This window comes from Enterococcus sp. DIV1279b (assembly GCF_050531515.1).
Classification (GTDB): domain Bacteria; phylum Bacillota; class Bacilli; order Lactobacillales; family Enterococcaceae; genus Enterococcus_D; species Enterococcus_D casseliflavus.
Genome location: NZ_CP172891.1, coordinates 334,240 through 355,976 on the forward strand (window position 1 = coordinate 334,240; position 21,737 = coordinate 355,976).

Below are 21,737 nucleotides of genomic sequence, written 5' to 3' on the forward strand. Positions count from 1 at the left end.
CTGGCGGAGTGTATTTAAAACGAATAGAGATTGCCGGCTTTAAATCCTTTGCCGACCGCACAGTCATTGATTTCGAACATCGAGTGACTGCAGTCGTCGGACCAAATGGCAGCGGCAAGAGCAATATTACCGAAGCGATTCGTTGGGTTTTAGGAGAACAATCTGCCAAAAATCTACGTGGTGGCAAAATGCCTGATGTTATTTTTGCAGGTTCTGACACCCGCAGAGCGCTAAATATAGCGGAAGTGACGATCGTTTTAGACAATAGCGATCATTACTTGCCGATGGATTACAGCGAGATCAGCGTGACTCGCCGCTTGAGAAGAACCGGCGAAAGCGACTTTTTCTTAAATAAACAAGCTTGCCGCTTAAAGGATATCCAAGAGTTGTTTATGGACTCTGGGTTGGGGAAAGAATCATTTTCGATCATTTCCCAAGGCAAGGTAGAAGCAATTTTCAGCAGCAAACCAGAAGACCGTCGTGGGATTTTTGAAGAAGCGGCGGGGGTATTGAAATACAAACAGCGGAAAAAGAAAGCCGAGCAAAAATTGTTTGAAACTGAAGACAATTTAAGCCGTCTACAAGATATCATTTATGAACTAGAAGATCAGTTGGTGCCTCTGGCAGCCCAAAGTGAAGCAGCCAACCGCTTTTTAGCGTTAAAAGAAAAATTGACGACGGTCGATGTGGCCTATGCGGTCTTAGAGATCACGAAAGCAAAAGAAGCGTGGGAGACAGCCAAAGCTCAACTGAGTACCTTTAACCAAGAACTGGCGCAGATTTCCGAAAAGATCAACCAAGGGGAACTGTCGTTACATTCTTTGCGGCAACAACGTACTGCTTTTGATGAAACGTTGGAGCGTTTGAATCAGCAGCTTTTAGAGGTCACCGAAGGACTGAAGCAAGCCGAAGGGCAAAAAGAAGTCTTGGATGAACGTTCAAAGCATACGCAAAAAAGCTCTGCCGAATACCAAGAAACTTTAGAGGAAGTCACAGAGCGGGTCACACTTTTAAATGAAGAAAAAACGGAACTGATCGGCTTGCTTTCACAAAAGAATCGTAGTGTGCAGGAAGTTGAAGCAGCGATGCTGGCGTGTCAGCAAGAGCAGGAAAAGTACCAACGTTCAGCAAAAGAAATCATTGAAGAGTTGCGCAGCCAATATGTCGAAGCCATGCAGGAGCAGGCAACGATTGGAAACGAATTGAAATACTTGGAGCGTCAATACCAACAAGAAGCCGCGAAAAATCAAACGGCGCTAAGCAAGCAGACGCAAATGAATACGTCGTTGAAAGAAAAGACGACGGAAGCGCAAATCGTGGAAGAGCAGCTGACGCAGGCTAAAGCGATTTTAGAAGAACAACGCAAGCAATACATCCATCTTCAAGAAAAAGCTCAGACCAACAAAAAACGCTTTGATGAAGAACAAAAGAAAATGTATCAGTTAATGAGTCAAGTGCAGCAGGTACGAGCGAAACAGCGCAGTCTGCAAGACATTCAAGAAAATTATAGCGGCTTTTATCAAGGCGTTCGCTTGATTTTGAAAAACAAACAGCAGATCAGCGGTATCGTTGGCGCAGTAGCGGAGTTGATCGATGTGCCACAAGACTATACCGTGGCGATCGAGACCGCATTAGGCGCCGCTGCACAGCATGTCGTCGTTGAAAATGAGCGGGATGCGCGAGCAGCCATCACGTATTTGAAAGAAAATCGAGGGGGTCGTGCAACCTTCCTACCGCTGACGACCATCAAAGCCCGTCATTTGCCAGATTATGCCCGCAATCAAGCCAAGCAAGTGTCTGGATTTATCGGCGTTGCCAGCGAATTGGTCCAGTCGCCCGAACACGTCCAAACGATTACGGATAACTTGTTAGGCAGTATCTTGATTGCCGAAGACTTGCAAAGTTCTAATGCGTTAGCACGGGCATTGAACTATAGCTATCGGGTCGTTTCTTTAGAAGGGGATGTCATGAATGCTGGAGGTTCCATGACGGGTGGCGCAACGAAGAAAAATGCCGGTAGTTTGTTTAGCCAAAGCAACGAGCTGCAACAATTGACGGCACAAGCGGCGCAACTGGATGAGCGGCTTTTAAAAACGGAAAAGCAAGTCCAGCATTTTGAAGCAGCGACCAAAGAAGCACAAGCAGCATTAGAAGAATTGCGGACGCAAGGAGAACAGGCTCGCATGACGGAGCATGAGCTGCAAAGCCGTTTACAAAATCTTGAGAATGACCTGAGCCGCTTGAAGCAAGAGCAGCAAGTGTTTGATTTTGAACATCGCGAAGTGCAAGCCTTCTTTGAGGAATATGATGAGAAGAAGACGAGCTTGGAAGAACAGCAAAAGAATATTGCAGCGCAATTGGCGAAAATCGACCAAGATATTCATCAAATGAATGCCGAAGAAGACTTGATCGAGGAAAAACGCCAAACCTTAGCACAAGAAAGTGCGCGCTTGCAGGCAGCTTTCGCAGTTCAAAAAGAACAAGTGGCGCATTTGCAGCAAAAAATTGCCGCTACGAATCAAGCATTAGAAGAAAACGAAGCGCGTCAACTCTCCTTAGAACGGCAGTTAGCTGCCTTGACAAGCAACGTCAGCGATCATGAGTTTTCAGAAGAAAGCATTCTTCAGCGAATTGAAGCCTTCACAAAAACCAAGCAGCAGGTAACAGCGGAATTGACGGTGATTCGTGAACAACGTCAAGTCGTTCAACAAGAAATCGGTGCATTAGACGAAGCCCTGAGTGCTGAAAACTTAACGCAAAAAGAAAAGCTGTCAGAAAAAACCGAAGTTGAGATCGAAAAAAATCGCGCAGAATTGGTGATGGATAATCGTTTGTTGTATTTACAAGAAGAATACAATCTCACCTTTGAAAAGGCAGCGCAAGATTTCCCTGAAATCGAGGATGCAGAACAAGCCAAAGTCGACATTCAGGAACTAAAACAAGCGATCGAGCAAATTGGTCCAGTCAATTTAAATGCGATCGAACAATATGAGCAAGTCAATCAACGGCATTTGTTCTTGACGAGTCAGCGAGACGATCTGCTGTCGGCTAAAGCACAGCTGTTTGATACGATGTCTGAAATGGATGAAGAAGTCAAAACCCGTTTCGGCGAAGTCTTCGATGCGATCCGTCTGCAATTCAAACAAGTCTTTCCTAATATGTTTGGCGGCGGTCATGCGGAATTAGTCTTAACAGATCCGAAAGATTTATTGAACACTGGGATTGAGATCGAAGCCCAACCACCGGGCAAGAAATTGCAAAACCTCAGCTTGCTATCAGGGGGCGAACGGGCACTGACTGCGATTGCGTTATTGTTTTCCATTATTCAAGTTCGTCCAGTACCGTTTTGTGTGCTTGACGAAGTGGAAGCAGCATTGGATGAAGCCAATGTCTCTCGTTTCGGTCATTACTTGAGTGCTTTCCAAAATGATACACAGTTTATCGTCGTAACTCACCGTAAAGGAACGATGGAGGCAGCAGATGTGTTATATGGTGTGACCATGCAAGAATCTGGAGTGTCGAAGACCGTGTCCGTGCGCTTAGAAGAAGTGCGTGAAGGCGGTAGTTTTACAGCAGATCAAGCATAGAGGAGGAATGATATGATTAAACTGATTGCGATCGATTTAGATGGAACGTTATTGAATGACAAAAAAGAAGTGACTCCTCGCAACAAAGAGGTACTTGCTCGTGCCAAAGCACAAGGCGTAAAAATCGTCATTTGTACGGGACGTCCATTACGGGCGATCCGTCCGTACTTAGAAGAATTATCGCTGAAAGAACCCGGCGACTATAGCATCACCTTTAACGGCGGTTTGGTTCAAAAAAATGAGACTGGCGAGATCATTGAAAAAGCAGCGATGCAGCTGGCAGATATCCATGAATTGGTTTCAGTGGCGGAAGACTTGAATTTGCCTCTAGACGTGGTATCCGAAGAGGTTGTCTTGAGTTTACCCACTTCAGCAGCGCATCCATCGATTTATGGCTCGTTGAATCCTTTATTGGATTGTCGTCCTTTTGCCGTAGCTGATCTGGATGAATCGATGCTCTATAATAAAGCGGTGATCGCCTACCATCAGGAAGTCTTGGATCCTAAGATCCCTGAGATTTCCTCAGAGATCCGCGAGAAATATGAAATCATCAAAAGCCGGAATAACCTGTTGGAATTTATGCCTAAAGGAATCACCAAAGCCTATGGTATCAGCCTATTGGCGCAAGATTTAGGGATCAAGCAAGAAGAAGTGATGGCGATCGGTGATGAAGAAAATGACTTGCCGATGATTCGCTATGCAGGGATTGGCGTAGCGATGGCCAATGCCGTGCCAATCATTAAAGAAGCGGCTGACGTTGTCACCGTTTCAAACCAAGAAGACGGTGTGGCAGCAGTGATTGAAGAATATGTCTTAAAAGGAGGTGCGTAAGATGGGATTTTTTGACAAAATCAAAAAAGCACTGATTGGAGAAACCAAAGAAGCAGAGCAAGAAATTGACAAACCGTTAGTCGATGCTGACTCACCAGAGGCACAGCGTTCAGAAGAAAGCCAGCCAGCACAAACTCCTGCTGAACAAGGCGCTTCAGAACCAGTGGCACCTGCAGAAACCGCCGACTCCAGTGATTTGGAGGCAGAGCAAGAAACTGCTGAAGTGTCCCTGCAGCAAGAAGCAACGACAGCGAACAAAGGAGAAGAAGCACCAAGTATTCCAGAAGAAGTGGCTAAGGATGTACCATCAGAGGAAACCCCAGCGGCTACACCAATCCTTCAACCAGCGCCAGAAACGGAAAGTGTGCAGGATAAATACACCAAAGGATTGACGAAATCACGGAAAACCTTTGGGCAACGGATGAACGAATTGTTTGCCAACTTCCGTACGGTGGACGAAGACTTCTTCGAAGAAGTGGAAGAAACGCTGATTGGCGCAGACGTCGGCTTTGATGCGGCGATGAAGATCGCGGATGCATTGAGACAAGAAGTCAAACTACGTAATGTGAAGAAAACGGCAGATGTCCAAAATGTCATCATCGAAAAATTGGTTGACCTATATGGGGAAGCGGGTGTCGGTGAAGTTAACGAGTTGAATATGCAGTCGGGGTTGACCGTCATTTTATTTGTTGGCGTGAACGGTGTTGGAAAAACCACCAGCATCGGGAAATTAGCCCATCAATTCAAAGCCGAAGGCAAAAAAGTCTTATTGGCAGCAGCGGATACTTTCCGTGCCGGTGCCATCGATCAATTAGTGGTCTGGGGTGAACGGGCTGGTGTTGAAGTCGTTCGTGGCAATGCAGGAGGCGATCCAGCAGCAGTCGTGTTTGATGCGATGGAGCGCGCAAAACGAGAAAATGCTGACGTTTTATTAGTAGATACCGCGGGTCGTTTGCAAAACAAAGTCAATTTGATGAACGAACTAGAAAAAATCAAACGGATCATTCAACGAGTGGACCCAACGGCCCCTCATGAAGTCCTGCTCGTGTTGGATGCAACAACGGGTCAAAACGCGATGAATCAAGCAAAACAATTTAAAGAAACGACGGATGTTTCTGGTCTCGTCTTAACCAAACTTGATGGAACGGCTAAAGGGGGGATCGTCTTGGCGATCCGTAACGAGCTGCGGCTGCCCGTCAAATTAGTGGGACTCGGAGAAGGCATCAATGATTTAGAACCATTTGATCCAAATGAATTTGTCGTTGGCTTATTCAAAGGCTTGATCAAAGAATAAAAAAACAGAGCCCTGTGTTAGGTGATACACCTACACATGGCTCTCCTTTATTGTTGCTTTTGTGAGATCAAAGGGAAGAGAAAACGGGTCGTCGTCTCTTTCCACGAGCTTGACTTGTGACGTAAAGCTGAGAACACTTGGCGTGGCAAATGTGGGTACAGCGATGCACGACTTTGCCAAAAATCAGGAAAAGCAGTTTGAAGGCTTCGTTTTCTTCTGCGCTGTCTAAAAACTTTGGGAAGTATCAGGCAGAATACAACGAGTTGAACGATGGGGAAAGATTATTTCTTAAGTTCCCCTTGGCGCTCAGTGATCATTTTTTCCAAGTTGTTCAATGTATCGATATCTTTATTGGTTTCGATAAAGTTCGTAATCAAATTCAATAAAGATTGATCAGACAATTCTGCTGCTAAGAAGTCTTCTTGGGTCACATTCGGAGAATACAACCGAGTCAAAACAGTACCGCTGTAGCCGATATCCGCTACTTTCAATAAGTCGTGGTTTTTTAGTTTACGTACGACTGCTTGAATGGTATTCTTGCTTAGATCTTGCTGTTGGACAGCAATGTCATTTGCAGAAAGAGGTTTGTCTGAATTCCAAAAGATATTCATGATTTGACGTTCGCGTTTGGTAAGATTAAGTGGCTTCATTCACTATTCTTCCTTTCAAAAAAGAGTAATATGGACATAATAATTTACTGTTCTATAAGCAGTATACTTTATTTTGAAGGTAAATATCAAATTTATTCAAGTATTTTATAAATTCTTGGTAATTTTAGTAAGAGATATTACAAGTGAGGAGCAAATTTCTGCATTTTTCACCAGTTTTCACTATAATAGATGGAAAGAAATAGCATTTGAGAAAAAATTTAGTAGAAGAACATAGAGGGCAGTCGAATGAAAATAAAAACATTGTTATCACATAAAGAGCTTTTTCCCTATTTATTGAAAGGACGCTACGGGATTGAGCGTGAAGCGCAGCGGGTGCGGCTTGATGGGACGTTTGCAGGTACCGATCATCCTAAAACGTTAGGCAATCGGCGCTTCCATCCGTATATCCAAACGGATTTTTCCGAAAATCAACTGGAACTGATTACGCCCGTCGCTGATTCCGTGGATGAATTGTTCCGTTTTTTAGGGGCGATTCATGATGTGGCGTATCGTTCGATGTCAGCAGAAGAAATGCTCTGGCCATTGAGTATGCCACCGGCTTTACCAGAAAAAGAAGAAGACATCGTCATTGCTAAATTAGATCAATTTGAAGATGTGCTCTATCGCCGCTATTTAGCTAAAACATATGGTCGCCGCAAGCAAATGGTCAGTGGGATTCATTTCAATTTCGAATTTGCGGAAGACTTTTTGCAGCAGCTGTATGCTTTGTCTGAAACGAAGGAAAGCTTCCAGACGTTTAAAACGGCACTTTATTTGAAAGTAACTCGCAATTATTTGCACTATCGCTGGTTTTTGACGTATTTCTTTGGGGCGACTCCTGCTTCAGAAGCCAATTATTTTACGACAGAAAACGGACCGCAAGAACCAGTCCGCAGTATTCGCAATAGCCGCTATGGGTACATGAATCACGAAGACGTCAAGGTATCTTACGCTTCGTTAGAGACCTATCTTGCAGATATTGCCAAATTAGTGGAGACGGGAAAGCTTTCAGAAGAAAAAGAATTTTATGCGCCAGTGCGTCTACGTGGGGGAAAACGGGTCGCAGATTTAGCCTCAGCGGGTATCCGTTATATTGAGTTAAGAAATATTGACATCGATCCCTTTGCCCGCTATGGGATTTCCAAAGAGCAAGTCGCATTCTTGCATTTCTTCTTATTGTTTTTAAGTACAAAAGAAGAAGGCAGCGATGCGGATGCGTGGATCGAAGAGGGCAATCAGAAAAATGATCAGGTCGCATTAGAACATCCGCTTGCACCTTTGACTTATCAGCAAGAAGCGCAAGCGCTGATTACTGAAATGATGGACTTTGCCCAAGCCCTTGAGCTGCCGCATCCACCATTTTTGGATCAGCTTTCAGAAATGCTGGTTGAACCAGAAAGAACCTTCGCGGGACGTCTTTTCTCAGCAAGTCAAGCAACCAGTCAAGCCCAGACAGCAACATTGCTGGGACAAAAGTATCATCAAGCTGCTTGGGAAAAACCGTATCAATTAGCTGGCTTTCGAGCAATGGAATTGTCGACCCAGATTCTCTTGTTCGATGCGATCCAAAAAGGAATCGAAGTGACGGTACTGGATGAAACGGATCAATTCTTGAAATTAGCCGTGAGAGACCACATCGAATATGTTAAAAATGCCAATATGACCAGTAAGGATCAGTACATCGTCCCATTGATCATGGCGAATAAAACGGTCACTAAAAAAATCTTAGCCGAAAATGGCTTTCATGTACCAAGTGGCGCTGAGTTCGCTTCGGCAGAAGAAGCGATCACGTTTTATCCTCAGATTGCCCACAGCGGGTTTGTGGTAAAACCGAAAACCACCAACTATGGGATCGGTATCTCGATTTTCAAAGAAGGTGCCTCTTTAGCGGATTATCAAGCGGCGGTCGCCATTGCCTTTGCGGAAGATGATTCGATCCTCGTTGAGACTTTTTTGTCAGGGACGGAATATCGGTTCTTCGTGATCGATGGGCGAGTCGATGCGATTTTACTACGTATCCCTGCCAATGTCGTGGGTGACGGCAAGCGCACGATCACGGAACTCGTCGCAGAGAAAAATCTCGATCCATTGCGCGGCACCCATCATCGGACCCCATTAGAGCTGATCCAATTAGGGGAACTGGAACAACTGATGTTAAAAGAGCAAGGGTATCAAGTGGATTCAGTACCCGAAGAGGGGCAGATCGTTTATTTGCGAGAAAACTCGAATATCAGTACTGGCGGTGATTCTATCGATGTGACGGATGACTTCAACGATGATTACAAACAAGTAGCAGTCGATGCGGTAGCCGCATTACAAGCATCTATCAGCGGAATCGATCTGATTATTCCAGATAAAACCAAGCCAGCCAATGAACCGGGGGCTTATGGAATCATTGAAGCCAATTTCAACCCAGCGATGCATATGCACGTTTATCCATACAGCGGGAAAGGCCGACGCTTAACTATGTCTGTTTTACGCCTGTTGTTCCCTGAAGTCTTCGAGAGCTGATGGAAGTACAAAAAGCAAAGAACTGCACACTTTGGAAGGAGAGTTCCTTTCAAAGTGTGCAGTTTTTTTTATATCGTTGTTTGATTCCTGATCTGACAGTTAGCATAATAGTTAATCCCCTCGTTTTTTGTCTTTATTTATCAAATAATATTTATTTTAATATGAATACTGGAAAAATAATTGTATTTTTGGTAATCTAAAGAGAGGAAGTTTTAGTTTTTTTATACACGATTAAATAACTATCGTTTTTTGAAGAGCCGCTAAATTAGGTCAGCATGTATAAAAAAGATATGAACATAGATATTGTCTTTCAACTATGCTTTTACATATAACAAAATGAGTAACATCAAAAAAGCGGCAAAGGCAGACGGATTCTCTTAACTTTGTTAGTGACAAAAGAAGTGCAAAGATTGTTTTCAATTGAATCAAAAACGAAAGTTCATCATCGGAAACTGAGTTGAATCGATACTCAATGTTCAAGTTATTTGGAAGTAAGGCAGGTTTTATAGCCGAAACTGATTGTGGTTCGATGAGTGACTCCTAAACATAGGCGCATTGCTTTAAGAATTTGCGGAACGGTCCTTTGGCAGCACCTTATAGGTACACAAAGGATATGGATGATTTTTTCCGATCCCTGCGAATGTTTGACAGTGCTTTGTCGGTTCTTCATTCAGTGTGCAGGCTTTTTTCGTAGGCTTAAATCAATGGTTTTAGTGCTTCCAACCGAGGAATCACTTTTTCTTTAGCCGCTCTTTTCTGTCTTTCAACGGGCTATGATTCACACGAGCCCTTCTGCGTAGATAAGTATACTAAATTTATTATACAGATCCATCCTGAAATTTTAATCAGGTTATGGTGTGTAATAAGTTGAATATAATAGCATTATAAAAAGGAGAGTACGGAATGAAAAAATTTAATGGTAAGATTGTTAAAACGTTGGCATTACTAGCAACAATTTTTACGGCTGGTGCATTATCAAATCAAGTTTCGGCATCAGAAGAAACAGCATCCCCTATTTCCGCAAGCGTATGGGTTGCCAGAACACCCGAACAAATCAAAGCTGATATTACTGGGAATGAATATACGATTGTTTGGGGTGATACACTTAGCGCCATCAGTAAAGCGACAAATATTACGATCGAACGTCTAGCACAATGGAATAATATTTACAATATTGACTTGATTTATGCTGGCAACAAATTAGTGTTTGATGGAAATGTGGTTTCTCTAAAGGATGCAGAGGGTAATACGATTAGTCAAGCAGTGATTCAAGATACTGACAAAATTGATCCGACCAAACCAATTGGGGGAGGAAGCAATACAAATCCTGGAAACAGTAATAATGGATCAAATGTCTCTACAAAACCGACACCTCCAGCAACAGATAACGGATCAGGAGACGGATCAACAAAACCAACGCCGCCTGCAACAGATAATGGATCAGGAGAGGACTCCACAAACCCAACACCACCAGCAACGGATAATGGTTCAGGTGGAGATAATGGTTCCACTAATCCACCAGCTGATCGAGAGTTTGAAGTGACAGTCGTTGCAGAAAATGAAGAAATTACACGCCTCCGTGTCGGACCATTCTTAACTACCGATGAAGTGGCGGCATGGCTGCTTGAAAACTATGTTGGATTAGTTTCAGACCTACAAATCTATCTAGAAGGAAACTATATCTATATTGAGTTCAATATTCCGACACCTGATAATGGAGGCGCGACTGACCGTGAAATTGTAGTTGAAGTTGTCTATGAGAATTCATATTATACTCGTCTACGTGTCGGACCATTCCTAAGTAACGAGGAAGCTACTGCTTGGAAGCATGAAAATTATCCAGAAGTAGTTAAGGGGCATGAAGTTCATTTTGTAGGCGATTATATCTATATTGAATTTGGTGTATTTAATAAAGACGAAGATGATAAAGATGTAGACGGCGGAGATAACGGTTCCGGTGGCGGAGATACAGATGTAGATGGCGGCGAAAATGGCTCTGGTGGCGGAGATACAGATACCGATGGTGGAGAGAATGGCTCTGGTGGCGGAGATACAGATGTAGACGGTGGCGAAGACGGCTCTGGTGGCGGTGACACAGATACCGATGGTGGAGAAGATGGTTCTGGTGGCGGAGATACAGATGTAGATGGCGGAGAAGATGGCTCTGGCGATGGCGAAACAGATGTGAATATTCCAGTCAATCTGGGCAATAGCGGCATTTTTGCAGCTACTAGTGCAGAAGCGAGTGCAAGTGCATATTCTTTATGGGCTGAAGGGAAGTTTTTAGAGTTTACACGCTTTGTTATTCGGCCAGCGCTAAATGCAAATGGAGATCCAATTGGTTTTACAGTTGATTTTTACTAAATAAAAAAGATAAGTTGATTCTTTGATGTATCAAATAAATTAAGAAGAATACAACTTAAAACTAATAAAAACCAGTCAGAAACTGCCTCTGACTGGTTTTTCTTTGAAGAAATCATGAGAAATACGTTAACGTCCTGCTTTATGGTTCGCTTTACTAGCAAACTATTATATCCAGTACTTTCTATCTGCAGGAAGTATCGCGAGCCTTTTTTGGATGTTCTTATCCTTCAAAAGCAGCGATTTCAATCGTTTGTTTTGTTTCTTCCACCTTGAGACCCGTTCGGGCTTCCCACCATTGTTTCATTTCTTTTTCATAAGTGGTAGGAAAACGTTGGATCAAGGTTAATAACGGTACGCCTTGAATCGAGGCGTAGGGAAAGTTTAAAACCAGATTGTACTTCAGTTCCGACAGGAGGCTATAATATTGAAACATCATAAAGTTCATTTCATTCTTATCCTCCAGCAGGAGTACTTTCGGAGCGCGATCCAGCATAAAACCCAAGCTGCGCATCATGAACAATACGCCATCTAGATGGCTGGATTCGATCGTGGGTGCCGTTTTTAACAAATCGATATGCAGATCCAAAGCATCAAGCAGTTCTTTCTTTAATGAAAGGTAGGGCGGTGTTGATTGTTCCATGATAGTTCCTCCTTTTAATGGAAAAGACGTTTCCAAAATGACGTTTTCTCTGGTTGTTCCTGCTCTTTATCCGATGGAGCGGCAGCTGCAGGGAATTTTTTTTCGATATCGATGACGTCTTCATTGACGGCTTCTTTCCCAGCAATCAGCAAGCCGATACTGTCTGGACCAGCATCTTGGGCATCGGAGACGATCCGAAATTCCATCTGTTGTTTGGTCAGTAAAGTGATGTAATCGGTCTGGATCGATTCTGGCAATTTTCCATTAAGCAGCACGAGCGCTCCTTGATAATCTGGTAAGGCGTTCAAGAGCGTTTTCTGGTTGTCCTTCTTCTTCATTTCTGTTACTGTCATACTAAGATAACACCGTTCACGAAACGTGCCTAAATACTTGCGCTGTTCATCTGGGTTGACACGAGGCGTCCCATACATTCCTGTATCAAGGCGTTTTTCTAATTCGTCTGACATTGAAGTATCCTCCTCAAAGCGTTTACTTATGCTTATTATAGCATATCCAGCAAATAGCAAAAGAGGGGTGCGATCGTGAGAGAGTATTGACAGAAAGTAGGGATCCTATGACAACAAAAGAACGACATTTGCTATTGTTAGCAGAAAATCAACGGTTGGAGACACCGAGGCTGCTCTTGCGTCCTGTTTCCTTGGCGGATGCAGCGGACATGTTTGCCTATGCAAATGATGAAGAAACGACGACCTTCGTCTTTGCTAGACATGGGTCGGTTGAAGAAACAAAACTACGCATCGCCGAGTATTTTGTTGCTGCACCCTTAGGAAAATTTGCGATCGAAGAAAAAGACTCAGGAAAAATGATCGGGACCATCGATTTGCGGGTAGAATCAGAAAAAGAGATCGCTGAGCTCGGTTATACATTGAGTCGCGATTATTGGGGGCAAGGGATCATGCCAGAAGCGGCAATGGCACTGCTGCATTTCGGTTTTGAAACACTCGAATTGATTCGAATTTTTGCTCGACATGATGCCCGAAATCCCAAGTCTGGACGGGTCATGGAGAAAATTGGGATGAAATTGGAAGCAACGATCCCAGCTGCCCGCAAATCGGGTGAAGAAATCATCGATGAAGTCACGCGTGGCATCACCCTTGAGGAATGGAAAAAACCTATCATGTAAAGGAGGGCTCTCGTCATGGAACTGAACATTGAGCCAGCAGCAATTGAAAAAATAACCCCTTATGTGCAGCCAGATGATCGTCTCTACTTGGATTTTGAAGACGGCGTTGGTCCGTTTCCTGCAACGGAGATCACCTGCCGTTTGGACATCCATTTTCGCCTGATCATCGTGCCGCAAAGCTATCCAGAAGAAGGATTGGCGATCTACGACACCCCTTTAACGACACCCTTAGGCACGATTTGGTTGAAGCAAGGGGCTCAGGTGTATTTAGAAGAACAGACTCGGATGCAGGTGGAACCGACCTATCAACGGTTGCAATTGGTGGGAAATAGCGGGATCTTAGCTAACGATGTCCAATTGTTACGGATCGAAAAGCAGACGGCGGGCCGCTGAGATGGGCACGTTGGCGGTTATTAGCGACTTGCACGTCGATATCAACCAATTATTTGATCCCCATCTGCAGCTGATCGCTGATTATTTGCAGCAAAATCAGGTGACCCATCTGCATCTGGCAGGAGATGTGGCGAATAAAAAACAACGGCTATTAGACGTGGTCGCATTTTTTCAAAGTCGACAGGTGCCAACGACCTTTCACTGGGGCAATCATGAAATGGTGGACTTGACGGAACAAGAGATCGAGGCTTTCGATGATCCCGCCTTTCTTAATTTTCAGACGTATCGCTTATCAGAAAAAACACAGCTGTTGGGAATCAATGGCTGGTATGACTACCAATATTCTGATCTGACCAGTGAAGCTGAGATCTTGCGGCTGAAAAATTTGTTTTGGTATGACCGCATGATTCAACGAAAGGGATCGGATAAGGAGATCAGCCAAGCCATCAATGAGCGTTTAGCGGAAACATTGGCCCATTTGCCGCAAGACCAAGAAATTTTTCTTTCTACGCATTTTGTGCCCCAAGAAGCGTTTATTGTGCGGCAGACCGGCAAGTACGCCCGCTGGAACCACCTAAATGCGTTTTTGGGGTCGCCCGATTTTGGCGCAGTGATCGACCAGTACGCCAATGTGCGGGCAGTCGTCTTTGGGCATACCCATCGACGCTTTGAGAAAAAGGAGCTTGCGGGAACCAGCTACTATTGCCGTCCCTTCGGCTACTATTATGAATGGCAGTTGACCCGACGCTTCGTTTTGGAAAATCACTTAGCAGAAGCATATTCTCCAACGAAAGTTCGGACGCTGCTGCGAAACCATCATGAGGCATTTGAGGACTATAAAACGGCGCATCTTGTAGAGGAATTGGCGCAAGCGATCACGCTGCTGCCGTATTAGCGCAGCAAACGAGTCCTGCTTGTTTTCGTGATTGAATTTCCAAGCAATTTAAACCATTAGAAGAAACACACAAAGGAGAAAAATCATGACATTTGAAGAAATCTTACCAGAATTAAAAGCTGGCAAAAAAATCATTCGTGAAGGTTGGGGCGGCTTTGAACTTTATGTGACATTCGTTGAAGGCGAAGTGTACGACAATGCCCCAGTCACCCCTTACTTTTTGATCAAAACAGCAGACGAGGGATTCTCGAGTTTCGCACCGACTGTTTGCGACATTCTTGCGGAAGATTGGAAAATCGTGGAATGACGGCAGCGTGGATCGATGACAAAACGATTGTGTTTGTCACAGGGGCTGCTTCAGGTATCGGTAAAGCGCAAGCAGAGGTGTTTCTTGCAGAAGGCGCTCAAGTATTTGGTGTTGACTGCCAATCGTTTCCTGATACGCTTTTAGCCCAGCCCCGCTTTTTCGGCACATGTTGTGACTTAGCGGTGAAAGAAAATTGTCTTGCAGCGGTCCAAGCTTGTGTGACGCACTTTGGCGGTATCACGGTCTTGTTAAATACAGCAGGAAAGCTTGACGGCTATCATACGATCGCTGAGACGACGTCAATGGAGTGGGAGGAGATATTTCAAACCAATGTCTCCAGCATGTTTTATTTAACGAAAGAAATTTTGCCGCTGATGCAAGCCAATGGCGGCGGAACGATCATCAATATGGCGTCCATCGCTGGAATGGTCGCAGGTGGGGGCGGGATCGCCTATACAACCGCAAAACACGCGATCGTCGGGTTTACCAAACAGTTGGCATTGGATGTTGCAGATCAAGGGATCTCGGTGAAGGGCATCGCGCCCGGTGCGATTCAAACGCCGATGAATGCGGCTGATTTTGCGGGTGACGGGAAAATGGCGCAATGGGTGGCAGAAGAGACGCCAGTCAAGCGTTGGGCGCAACCAGAAGAAGTTGCAGCGCTGACCCTTTTTCTTGCCAGTCCGCAAGCTAGTTACTTGCAGGGGGCGATCGTGCCCATCGACGGTGGTTGGACCTTGAAATAACTAGCCTGAACCCATTAGAGGAGGACGCCAATGAAGGAACAAGCGATCCAGAACTTGTTTGCAAAAAATCGTGAATGTCGACAACTGCTTACGATCATTGAAGCGTTGCAGCTGTCGGATTGCTGGCTGTGTGCTGGGTACCTGCGGAATTATTTATGGGGGTTTCTCAGTGGGAAAATAGCGGAGGTGCCGCTGACCGATATTGATGTCGTGTTTTATGATCCGACTGTAAGCATAGAAGAAACAGCAGCGATCGAAGCGCAACTGCGCCGCTCGTTTCCCGAATTTCCTTGGGAGGTTCGAAACCAAGCGTTGATGCACCAACATAATTTTGCCGAGGAGCCGCCTTATACAAGTACCTTCGATGCTTTAACGAAGTTTCCAGAGCGTTGTACAGCGGTAGCGGCACGAATGAATCAAGGCAAGCTTGAATTGATGGCGCCTTTTGGCTGGCAGGATATTTGCAGTTTTCGGGTGCGTCCAACACCGCATTTTGCCCAAAATGAACAGTATCTTGCGGTTTATCGACAACGCCAAGCGATGAAGCAGTGGCAGAAAATTTGGCCGCAGCTCTCGATTGAAGAGGGGAAGAAATAAAAAAGAACACTCGCGTGATGCGGCGATTTTCAAAAGTTAGACGAGAAAGCTAACTGATGGGAATCGCTGCATATGACGCGAGTGTTTTTTATTAACGTAAAGCCAATGGTTGCGCCAAGCGGTTTCTTAAAAAGATACCTAGATAAGCTGCGGCAACGGCTTTGATGATCCCAGGGATAATAAACAGAACAAAGCCACCGTTAAAGGCAGCCGGCCATGCCATGCCCGTGCTCCATTTCAGCCACAATGTACCAAACAACAAAGTTGCCAGCGCACCGACAATATTGCCGATCACTGCTCCTGTGTAGCGAAACGCTGTTTTTTCTACGATCAATCCAGTAAGCAATCCATTAAAGAGGAAGCCGACTAAATAGCCACCAGTTGGTCCTAACAAAACACCGACACCGCTGGAAAAACCAGCGAAAACGGGCAAACCAATCAATCCTAACAGCAAGTAGATGATGATCGCCATCGTTCCAGTTCGCGTGCCGAGGAAAGTCACCGCCAGCCCGATCGCAAAGGTTTGTCCTGTCAATGGGATCAAACCTAATGGAATCGTCAGTTGGGAAAGACCAGCAATAATGATCGCAAATAAAGCGGCATGGATTTGTTCACGTAATGATAATTTCATCGAATCCTTCTCTCTAATAATAATTTCGTTAACCTAAAAATAAATTATTTGGTTAACGAAATTATAAACGGTGGTTTACCAAAAGTAAAGAAGAATCTTGTTTTTTTAGTGTTCTTTTTTTAAAAGGACAATCAAGTTCTTTGAGGAGAGGAAAGGGGCGATCTCTTCCAGCTCATCTGTTGAGAAGGGCAGTGCTTGAACGAGCCGGCAGATCGTTGCTTCTGTTAGAAACGGCAGCAGTTCTTCGATTTCATCATAAGCCAAGCGTTCTGATGCGGCAACGTTTGGCTGTTCCAGGGCAGTCAGCAGGAGTTCATCCAGATAAGGCGCAGGTAAAAAGGGCAGCAGTTCTTCAATCTCAGAAAAGCGGAAGTCAGGATTTTCAAGCCAGCCTTTGATTTCTCCCGCCAAAAAGTTGGGGGGTAAAAAGGGCGCCGCCTCTTCCCAAAAAGCCATGGAATAGTGCTTACCTTTCAGGAGCTCTTCTACTTGGGGCTTTTTCAAAAAAGGCAGGAGTTCTTCCAGTACCTCTTCTGGGATATTCTCGGCACCATTTAGCAGGTGCTGCAAGTCTGCGCTGGTCAAATGAGGTGCTAGCCTAGGCAATAAGTCTAAATCTAAAGAAGTTTCTTGAAACGGTTCTTCTTGAATCAACGCTGACAATTCTTGCGGTTTGATCAGCGGAGCTAGTTCGGCGATTTCTTCTGGCTGTGCGGTTCCTGCTTGATAATGTTGCACCGCAGCTGCTGGCTTCCCTAACAGCTCATCGATGGATAGGTCTAAAATCGCTGCTAGCTGCGGCAATTTTTCAATGTCCGGCAGTGAGTTGCCCCGCTCCCAATTACTGACCGCCTGATAGCTGACAAGTAACTGGTCGGCCAAGTTGCTTTGGGTCAGATTTTTTTCTTTGCGTTTGGCAGCGATCTGCTGACCGATTTTTCTCATGTTGAATTCACTCATAAATGAATTCCCCCTTTCATGCTCTAAGTATAGTTTCTCAAAAGGTGAAAACGCAATCAAGCTGTGATTGAGCAGGCAAATGCCGACTCAATCACAGCTTGAGTTTACGAATGGATCAACTGAAGGAGGTGTTCACCAAACGCTTGTGTCGTTAAACAGACCGCTTCTGGCATCAACTGCGCGAAGTCGGCAGTGACGTGTTGACTTTGCAAGGCTTGTTCAATGGCTTGTGTTAGGATTTGGGCTGCTTCTGGCCAGTTCAAATGTTCTAATAGCATGCACGCTGACAGCAGCAGCGAACAGGGATTGGCTTTGCCAAGTCCTGCGATATCCGGTGCTGTTCCGTGGGTAGCTTCAAAGATGGCTGCCCCAGTAGCGTAGTTGATATTGGCACCGGGGGCGATCCCGATGCCGCCGACTTGTGCAGCAAGTGCATCAGAAATGTAGTCGCCGTTCAAATTACAAGTGGCAATGACGTCGAATTTTTCTGGATACAAAAGGATCTGTTGTAAAAAGTTGTCTGCGATCACGTCGTTAACAACGATTTTCCCAGCCGCTTTTGCCGAGGCAAGAGCGGCTTCGGCTGCCTTTGAGCCGCTTTCTGCTTTGATTTTGTTGTATTGATTCATTGTAAAACACTGGTCGGTGTATGTGGTCTCTGCAAGCTGATAGCCCCAGTTTTTAAAGCCGCCTTCTGTAAATTTCATGATATTGCCTTTATGCACCAGTGTCACCGTGGGCCGCTTTTGAGCGATCGCATACTCAATGGCAGCAGCGATCAAGCGCTGACTGCCTTCTAAAGAGATCGGCTTGATGCCGATAGCGGCAGTTTTAGGAAAACGAATCGCCTTGACAGCAAAGTCTGCTTGCAATGTCTGGATCAGACGCTGCGTTGCGTCGTCGTCTTTGGCAAATTCGATGCCAGCATAAACATCTTCAGTATTTTCTCGAAAGATCACCATATCGGTTTTTTCTGGCTGCTTTAAAGGCGAAGGGACCCCTGTAAAATAGCGAACAGGTCTGACACAGGCATAAAGATCCAGCGTTTGCCGCAAGGTGACATTCAAGGAGCGAAAGCCCTCGCCAATTGGGGTAGTCAACGGTCCTTTTAAGGCGTATTGTTGAGCCTTGATCGTATCGATGGTTGCTTGCGGCAGCCATTCCCCCGTCTGTTCAAAGGCGGCTTCTCCAGCTAAAACTTCCAGCCATTCGATACGGCGTTGATTGTCATAGGCTTTATTTACAGCGGCATCAATCACAGGTTGCGCAGCCTGCCAAATCTCGGCACCGATGCCGTCTCCTGCAATGTAAGGAATGGTGATCGTCGTTACTTCATGGGTTGTTTGGTTAGGCATGGGCAGTTCCTCCTAATTCAGCTTTTTTTCGAATGACCATCGGTAAAATTCCTTGATGCTTCCAATAGCGAATATCTGCAGGGGCATCAAAGCGCAGGCGGGTCATAAAGGAGACAGTCCCTCCGTCGATCCGTTGCGCAGTGACTTCGATCAGCTGCTTGACCACTGGCTCTTCTGGCAAAGCGATCGAGAATGTTTCGCTGCCGTCCAAATCAAATGATGCAGCACTTTCACCAGCAAGATATTCAAGCGGAATGATCCCCATCATGACCAAGTTGCTGCGATGGATTCGTTCGAAGCTTTCTGCTAAGACGACTTTAACGCCTAACAATTGTGTTCCTTTGGCGGCCCAGTCGCGAGAAGAACCCATGCCATAATCTTTACCAGCTAAAATGATACAGCTTTGACCAGCTTTTTGGTAATTCATAGCTGCGTCAAATATCGACAGGGTTTCCCCTGTTGGAAAATAATGCGTGACACTGCCAGTACTGCCAGGCACTAGCTGGTTTTGCAGACGGATGTTGCCGAAAGTCCCCCGCATCATAATCTGATGATTGCCGCGTCGCGAACCAAAGGAGTTGAATTCACGATACGGAACTTCTTTTTCTTGTAAAAATTTTCCAGCTGCAGAATCCATACTGATGCTGCCAGCAGGAGAAATATGGTCAGTGGTGACGGAATCACCCAATTTTGCCAAGACTTTCAGATCAGCTAAGACATCTGGTTTAGGCAACTCTTTGGTCAATGTTTCAAAGTAGGGCGGATGAGCGATGTAAGTGGATTGCTCCTCCCATTCATAACATGCGCTCGTGGTGGTTTCGATCGCATTCCAGCGTTCATTGGCATCAAAAAGATGCTCATAGGCAGCGCGAAATGCTTCTGGTCCGACGTACTCTTGAACGTAAGCATTGACTTCTTCATTGCTAGGCCAAATATCAGACAAATACACCGGCTCGTCATTGACGATAGCTAACGGTTCTTTTGTGAGATCTTTGCGAATGCTGCCAGCGATGGCATAGGCAACAACTAATGGCGGTGAAGCCAAATAATTGGCTTTGATCTGTGGATGGATTCTTCCTTCAAAATTTCGATTGCCTGACAGAACCGATGCCGCCAGTAGATTGTCTGCCTCAATTGCTTCAGCGACCTGCGCTTCTAAAGGACCTGAATTTCCGATACAGGTGGTACAACCGTAGCCCACCAAATAAAAGCCGAGTTGCTCTAAATACGGCAGCAAACCACTGTTTTGCAAATAGGTGGTCACGATCTGGGAGCCAGGTGCAAGGGAGGTTTTGACCGTACGAGAGACGGTCAGACCTTTTTCAATGGCTTTTTTAGCCAATAAGCCTGCCGAGAGCATGACGAAGGGATTGCTCGTATTCGTACAGCTAGTGATCGCCGCCAAGACGATATCGCCGGTCACTAATTTGTCAGGTGCAGCATCTGACCAGGTAACGCTGGCTTCTTTTTGCCATTCGTCCTCTGAAAGACCAAAGCCCTTGGGACCGACGGCAGCCGTGACCGATTGTTCAAAATCCTGACGGACTGCTGGAAGCAAAATCCGATCTTGCGGGCGCTTGGGCCCTGCTAATGCTGGCTGAACTTCTGCTAGATCGATGGTGATCGTCTTAGTATAGGTTGGCACGATCGCTTCATCATAAAAGAAATGGTTGGCTTTGGCGTAAGCGGCAACGAGTTCGATCAGCTCGCTGGAGCGACCGGTCGTTGCTAAGTAGTTCAAGGTCTCTTGATCAATCGGACAAAAACCGCAAGTCGCACCATATTCGGGAGCCATGTTTGCTAACGTTGCTCGATCAGCTAAACTTAAATGACGATAGCCAGGACCGAAGTATTCGACAAATTTTCCGACCACTTTTTCGATCCGCAGCACTTCAGTTACTTTTAGTGCTAAATCGGTGGCGGTGGTACCTGCAGGCATCTCGTTGATAAATTTCACCCCGATGACTTCAGGCGTAGGGAAGAAAGAAGGTTCGCCAAGAATCGCAGCTTCCGCTTCAATACCGCCAACCCCCCAACCGAGAACCCCCAAGCCGTTGATCATCGTGGTGTGAGAATCGGTTCCTTGCAATGTATCAGGAAACAGCAGTCGTTGATCTTCGTGTGTTTTTTGCAAGATCACATCAGACAACGATTCGATGTTGACTTGATGAATGATCCCTGTTTCAGGTGGAACGACTTCGAAATTGTCGAAAGAACCTTGCGCCCATTTCAAGAATTGATAGCGTTCTGCATTGCGTTCAAATTCCCGCTCCGTATTAAAAGCGATCGCCCCAGGAGTACCGGCTTGATCGACTTGCACAGAGTGGTCGACGACGAGTGTGACGGGGATCTCAGGATTGATGTCTTCTGCGGCACCGCCTAAAGCGACCATCGCATCCCGCATGGCAGCCAAATCAACGACTGCGGGTACCCCAGTAAAGTCTTGCAAAACGACCCGCTCTGGTTTGAATGGCACGACACCAGTAGGGGTTTCTGCCTGCCAGTTCGCTAAAAATGGTAAATAATCCTCTGTAATTTCCTCGTCTTGATGACGAGCAACACTTTCCAATAAAACTCGAATGGAGTAGGGCAAGCGAGATAAATCAGCCCCTAAGTCTTGGGTGATTTTCGCTAAGTCAATATACGTGTATTGCGTATCCTTGACGGTGAGTTGAGATTGCCACTTCATAAGAATCCTCCTTTTTACGAAGATAAACGTACTTATTAGGAATAATTATACGTTGATAATTTAAAAAATCAATTAAATTTATGAAAAATATTTCATTTTATAAACATCGTGCTATAATGTGTGAAAGTTTGTTAAAAAGCAAC

The 21,737-nt window shown here is 45.3% G+C and carries 18 protein-coding genes; 11 read left to right on the forward strand and 7 right to left on the reverse strand.

Annotation, left to right across the window (positions count from 1 at the left end; genetic code table 11):
- Positions 1-8: 8 nt before the first annotated feature.
- Genes smc through ftsY form a run of 3 tightly spaced genes read left to right on the forward strand, consistent with a single transcriptional unit; the run spans position 9 to position 5,712 of the window.
- Complete coding sequence (gene smc / locus IGI71_RS01615) at positions 9-3,587, forward strand: chromosome segregation protein SMC (RefSeq protein ID WP_010748624.1); 3,579 nt, start codon at positions 9-11, stop codon at positions 3,585-3,587.
- A gap of 12 nt (positions 3,588-3,599) precedes the next feature.
- Complete coding sequence (locus IGI71_RS01620) at positions 3,600-4,418, forward strand: Cof-type HAD-IIB family hydrolase (protein WP_010748625.1); 819 nt, start codon at positions 3,600-3,602, stop codon at positions 4,416-4,418.
- A 1-nt stretch (position 4,419) separates the two neighbouring features.
- Positions 4,420-5,712 carry a signal recognition particle-docking protein FtsY gene (gene ftsY / locus IGI71_RS01625; protein WP_010748626.1) on the forward strand — a complete coding sequence of 431 codons (1,293 nt, stop codon included), beginning with the start codon at positions 4,420-4,422 and terminating at the stop codon, positions 5,710-5,712.
- 281 nt (positions 5,713-5,993) lie between these two features.
- On the opposite strand, the gene IGI71_RS01630 is transcribed toward ftsY, so the two are convergent.
- Positions 5,994-6,362 carry a BlaI/MecI/CopY family transcriptional regulator gene (locus IGI71_RS01630; RefSeq protein ID WP_005227140.1) on the reverse strand — a complete coding sequence of 123 codons (369 nt, stop codon included), beginning with the start codon at positions 6,360-6,362 and terminating at the stop codon, positions 5,994-5,996.
- A 246-nt stretch (positions 6,363-6,608) separates the two neighbouring features.
- On the opposite strand from IGI71_RS01630, the gene gshAB reads away from it, so the two are divergent.
- Together gshAB and IGI71_RS01640 are read left to right on the forward strand one after the other, a co-directional pair.
- The gene (gene gshAB, locus IGI71_RS01635; RefSeq protein WP_430616150.1) at positions 6,609-8,873 is read left to right on the forward strand and encodes a bifunctional glutamate--cysteine ligase GshA/glutathione synthetase GshB; all 2,265 of its coding nucleotides are present in this window, start codon (positions 6,609-6,611) and stop codon (positions 8,871-8,873) included.
- 903 nt (positions 8,874-9,776) lie between these two features.
- A complete protein-coding gene (locus IGI71_RS01640; protein WP_010748628.1) occupies positions 9,777-11,237 on the forward strand; it encodes a LysM peptidoglycan-binding domain-containing protein in 1,461 nt (486 codons plus the stop codon).
- A 220-nt stretch (positions 11,238-11,457) separates the two neighbouring features.
- On the opposite strand, the gene IGI71_RS01645 is transcribed toward IGI71_RS01640, so the two are convergent.
- Positions 11,458-11,877: a hypothetical protein gene (locus tag IGI71_RS01645; RefSeq protein WP_010748629.1), complete on the reverse strand. Its 420-nt coding sequence runs from the start codon at positions 11,875-11,877 to the stop codon at positions 11,458-11,460.
- 14 nt (positions 11,878-11,891) lie between these two features.
- Positions 11,892-12,344, reverse strand: a complete 453-nt coding sequence (locus IGI71_RS01650) for a YueI family protein (protein WP_010748630.1) — start codon at positions 12,342-12,344, stop codon at positions 11,892-11,894.
- 107 nt (positions 12,345-12,451) lie between these two features.
- Between IGI71_RS01650 and IGI71_RS01655 the strand changes: the two genes are divergently transcribed.
- The 6 genes from IGI71_RS01655 to IGI71_RS01680 all read left to right on the forward strand — a co-directional run bounded on the left by IGI71_RS01655 (position 12,452) and on the right by IGI71_RS01680 (position 15,959).
- Positions 12,452-13,021, forward strand: a complete 570-nt coding sequence (locus IGI71_RS01655; protein WP_010748631.1) for a GNAT family N-acetyltransferase — start codon at positions 12,452-12,454, stop codon at positions 13,019-13,021.
- A 15-nt stretch (positions 13,022-13,036) separates the two neighbouring features.
- Positions 13,037-13,414: an iron-sulfur cluster biosynthesis family protein gene (locus IGI71_RS01660; protein WP_005227145.1), complete on the forward strand. Its 378-nt coding sequence runs from the start codon at positions 13,037-13,039 to the stop codon at positions 13,412-13,414.
- Between the two features lies 1 nt (position 13,415).
- Positions 13,416-14,309, forward strand: coding sequence for a metallophosphoesterase (locus IGI71_RS01665; protein WP_010748632.1), 894 nt, complete (start codon positions 13,416-13,418; stop codon positions 14,307-14,309).
- Positions 14,310-14,394: 85 nt separating this feature from the next.
- On the forward strand, positions 14,395-14,616 hold the full coding sequence (locus IGI71_RS01670; RefSeq protein WP_005227147.1) for a DUF2829 domain-containing protein: 222 nt from the start codon (positions 14,395-14,397) through the stop codon (positions 14,614-14,616).
- Complete coding sequence (locus IGI71_RS01675; protein ID WP_010748633.1) at positions 14,613-15,362, forward strand: 3-oxoacyl-ACP reductase; 750 nt, start codon at positions 14,613-14,615, stop codon at positions 15,360-15,362. The genes IGI71_RS01670 and IGI71_RS01675 overlap by 4 nt, the downstream gene beginning before the upstream one ends.
- Positions 15,363-15,392: 30 nt before the next feature.
- The gene (locus tag IGI71_RS01680; protein WP_010748634.1) at positions 15,393-15,959 is read left to right on the forward strand and encodes a nucleotidyltransferase family protein; all 567 of its coding nucleotides are present in this window, start codon (positions 15,393-15,395) and stop codon (positions 15,957-15,959) included.
- A gap of 91 nt (positions 15,960-16,050) precedes the next feature.
- Here the strand turns inward: IGI71_RS01680 and IGI71_RS01685 are convergent, their stop codons facing one another.
- The 4 genes from IGI71_RS01685 to acnA form a co-directional block, all read right to left on the reverse strand.
- Positions 16,051-16,590: a biotin transporter BioY gene (locus tag IGI71_RS01685; RefSeq protein WP_005227150.1), complete on the reverse strand. Its 540-nt coding sequence runs from the start codon at positions 16,588-16,590 to the stop codon at positions 16,051-16,053.
- A gap of 105 nt (positions 16,591-16,695) precedes the next feature.
- On the reverse strand, positions 16,696-17,550 hold the full coding sequence (locus IGI71_RS01690; protein WP_010748635.1) for a helix-turn-helix domain-containing protein: 855 nt from the start codon (positions 17,548-17,550) through the stop codon (positions 16,696-16,698).
- Between the two features lie 104 nt (positions 17,551-17,654).
- Complete coding sequence (gene icd, locus IGI71_RS01695; RefSeq protein WP_010748636.1) at positions 17,655-18,905, reverse strand: NADP-dependent isocitrate dehydrogenase; 1,251 nt, start codon at positions 18,903-18,905, stop codon at positions 17,655-17,657.
- On the reverse strand, positions 18,898-21,594 hold the full coding sequence (gene acnA / locus IGI71_RS01700; RefSeq protein WP_081116163.1) for an aconitate hydratase AcnA: 2,697 nt from the start codon (positions 21,592-21,594) through the stop codon (positions 18,898-18,900). The genes icd and acnA overlap by 8 nt, the downstream gene beginning before the upstream one ends.
- Positions 21,595-21,737 lie beyond the last annotated feature (143 nt).

Excerpts from the sequence above, each read along its gene's own strand:
- gshAB (WP_430616150.1), top strand. The coding sequence starts at position 6,609 with ATGAAAATAAAAACATTGTTATCACATAAAGAGCTTTTTCCCTATTTA.
- IGI71_RS01645 (WP_010748629.1), bottom strand. The coding sequence starts at position 11,877 with ATGGAACAATCAACACCGCCCTACCTTTCATTAAAGAAAGAACTGCTT.
- IGI71_RS01630 (WP_005227140.1), bottom strand. The coding sequence starts at position 6,362 with ATGAAGCCACTTAATCTTACCAAACGCGAACGTCAAATCATGAATATC.
- IGI71_RS01665 (WP_010748632.1), top strand. The coding sequence starts at position 13,416 with ATGGGCACGTTGGCGGTTATTAGCGACTTGCACGTCGATATCAACCAA.
- IGI71_RS01655 (WP_010748631.1), top strand. The coding sequence starts at position 12,452 with ATGACAACAAAAGAACGACATTTGCTATTGTTAGCAGAAAATCAACGG.
- icd (WP_010748636.1), bottom strand. The coding sequence starts at position 18,905 with ATGCCTAACCAAACAACCCATGAAGTAACGACGATCACCATTCCTTAC.
- IGI71_RS01670 (WP_005227147.1), top strand. The coding sequence starts at position 14,395 with ATGACATTTGAAGAAATCTTACCAGAATTAAAAGCTGGCAAAAAAATC.
- IGI71_RS01660 (WP_005227145.1), top strand. The coding sequence starts at position 13,037 with ATGGAACTGAACATTGAGCCAGCAGCAATTGAAAAAATAACCCCTTAT.
- ftsY (WP_010748626.1), top strand. The coding sequence starts at position 4,420 with ATGGGATTTTTTGACAAAATCAAAAAAGCACTGATTGGAGAAACCAAA.
- IGI71_RS01650 (WP_010748630.1), bottom strand. The coding sequence starts at position 12,344 with ATGTCAGACGAATTAGAAAAACGCCTTGATACAGGAATGTATGGGACG.
- IGI71_RS01680 (WP_010748634.1), top strand. The coding sequence starts at position 15,393 with ATGAAGGAACAAGCGATCCAGAACTTGTTTGCAAAAAATCGTGAATGT.
- IGI71_RS01620 (WP_010748625.1), top strand. The coding sequence starts at position 3,600 with ATGATTAAACTGATTGCGATCGATTTAGATGGAACGTTATTGAATGAC.
- IGI71_RS01685 (WP_005227150.1), bottom strand. The coding sequence starts at position 16,590 with ATGAAATTATCATTACGTGAACAAATCCATGCCGCTTTATTTGCGATC.
- IGI71_RS01640 (WP_010748628.1), top strand. The coding sequence starts at position 9,777 with ATGAAAAAATTTAATGGTAAGATTGTTAAAACGTTGGCATTACTAGCA.
- IGI71_RS01690 (WP_010748635.1), bottom strand. The coding sequence starts at position 17,550 with ATGAGTGAATTCAACATGAGAAAAATCGGTCAGCAGATCGCTGCCAAA.
- IGI71_RS01675 (WP_010748633.1), top strand. The coding sequence starts at position 14,613 with ATGACGGCAGCGTGGATCGATGACAAAACGATTGTGTTTGTCACAGGG.
- acnA (WP_081116163.1), bottom strand. The coding sequence starts at position 21,594 with ATGAAGTGGCAATCTCAACTCACCGTCAAGGATACGCAATACACGTAT.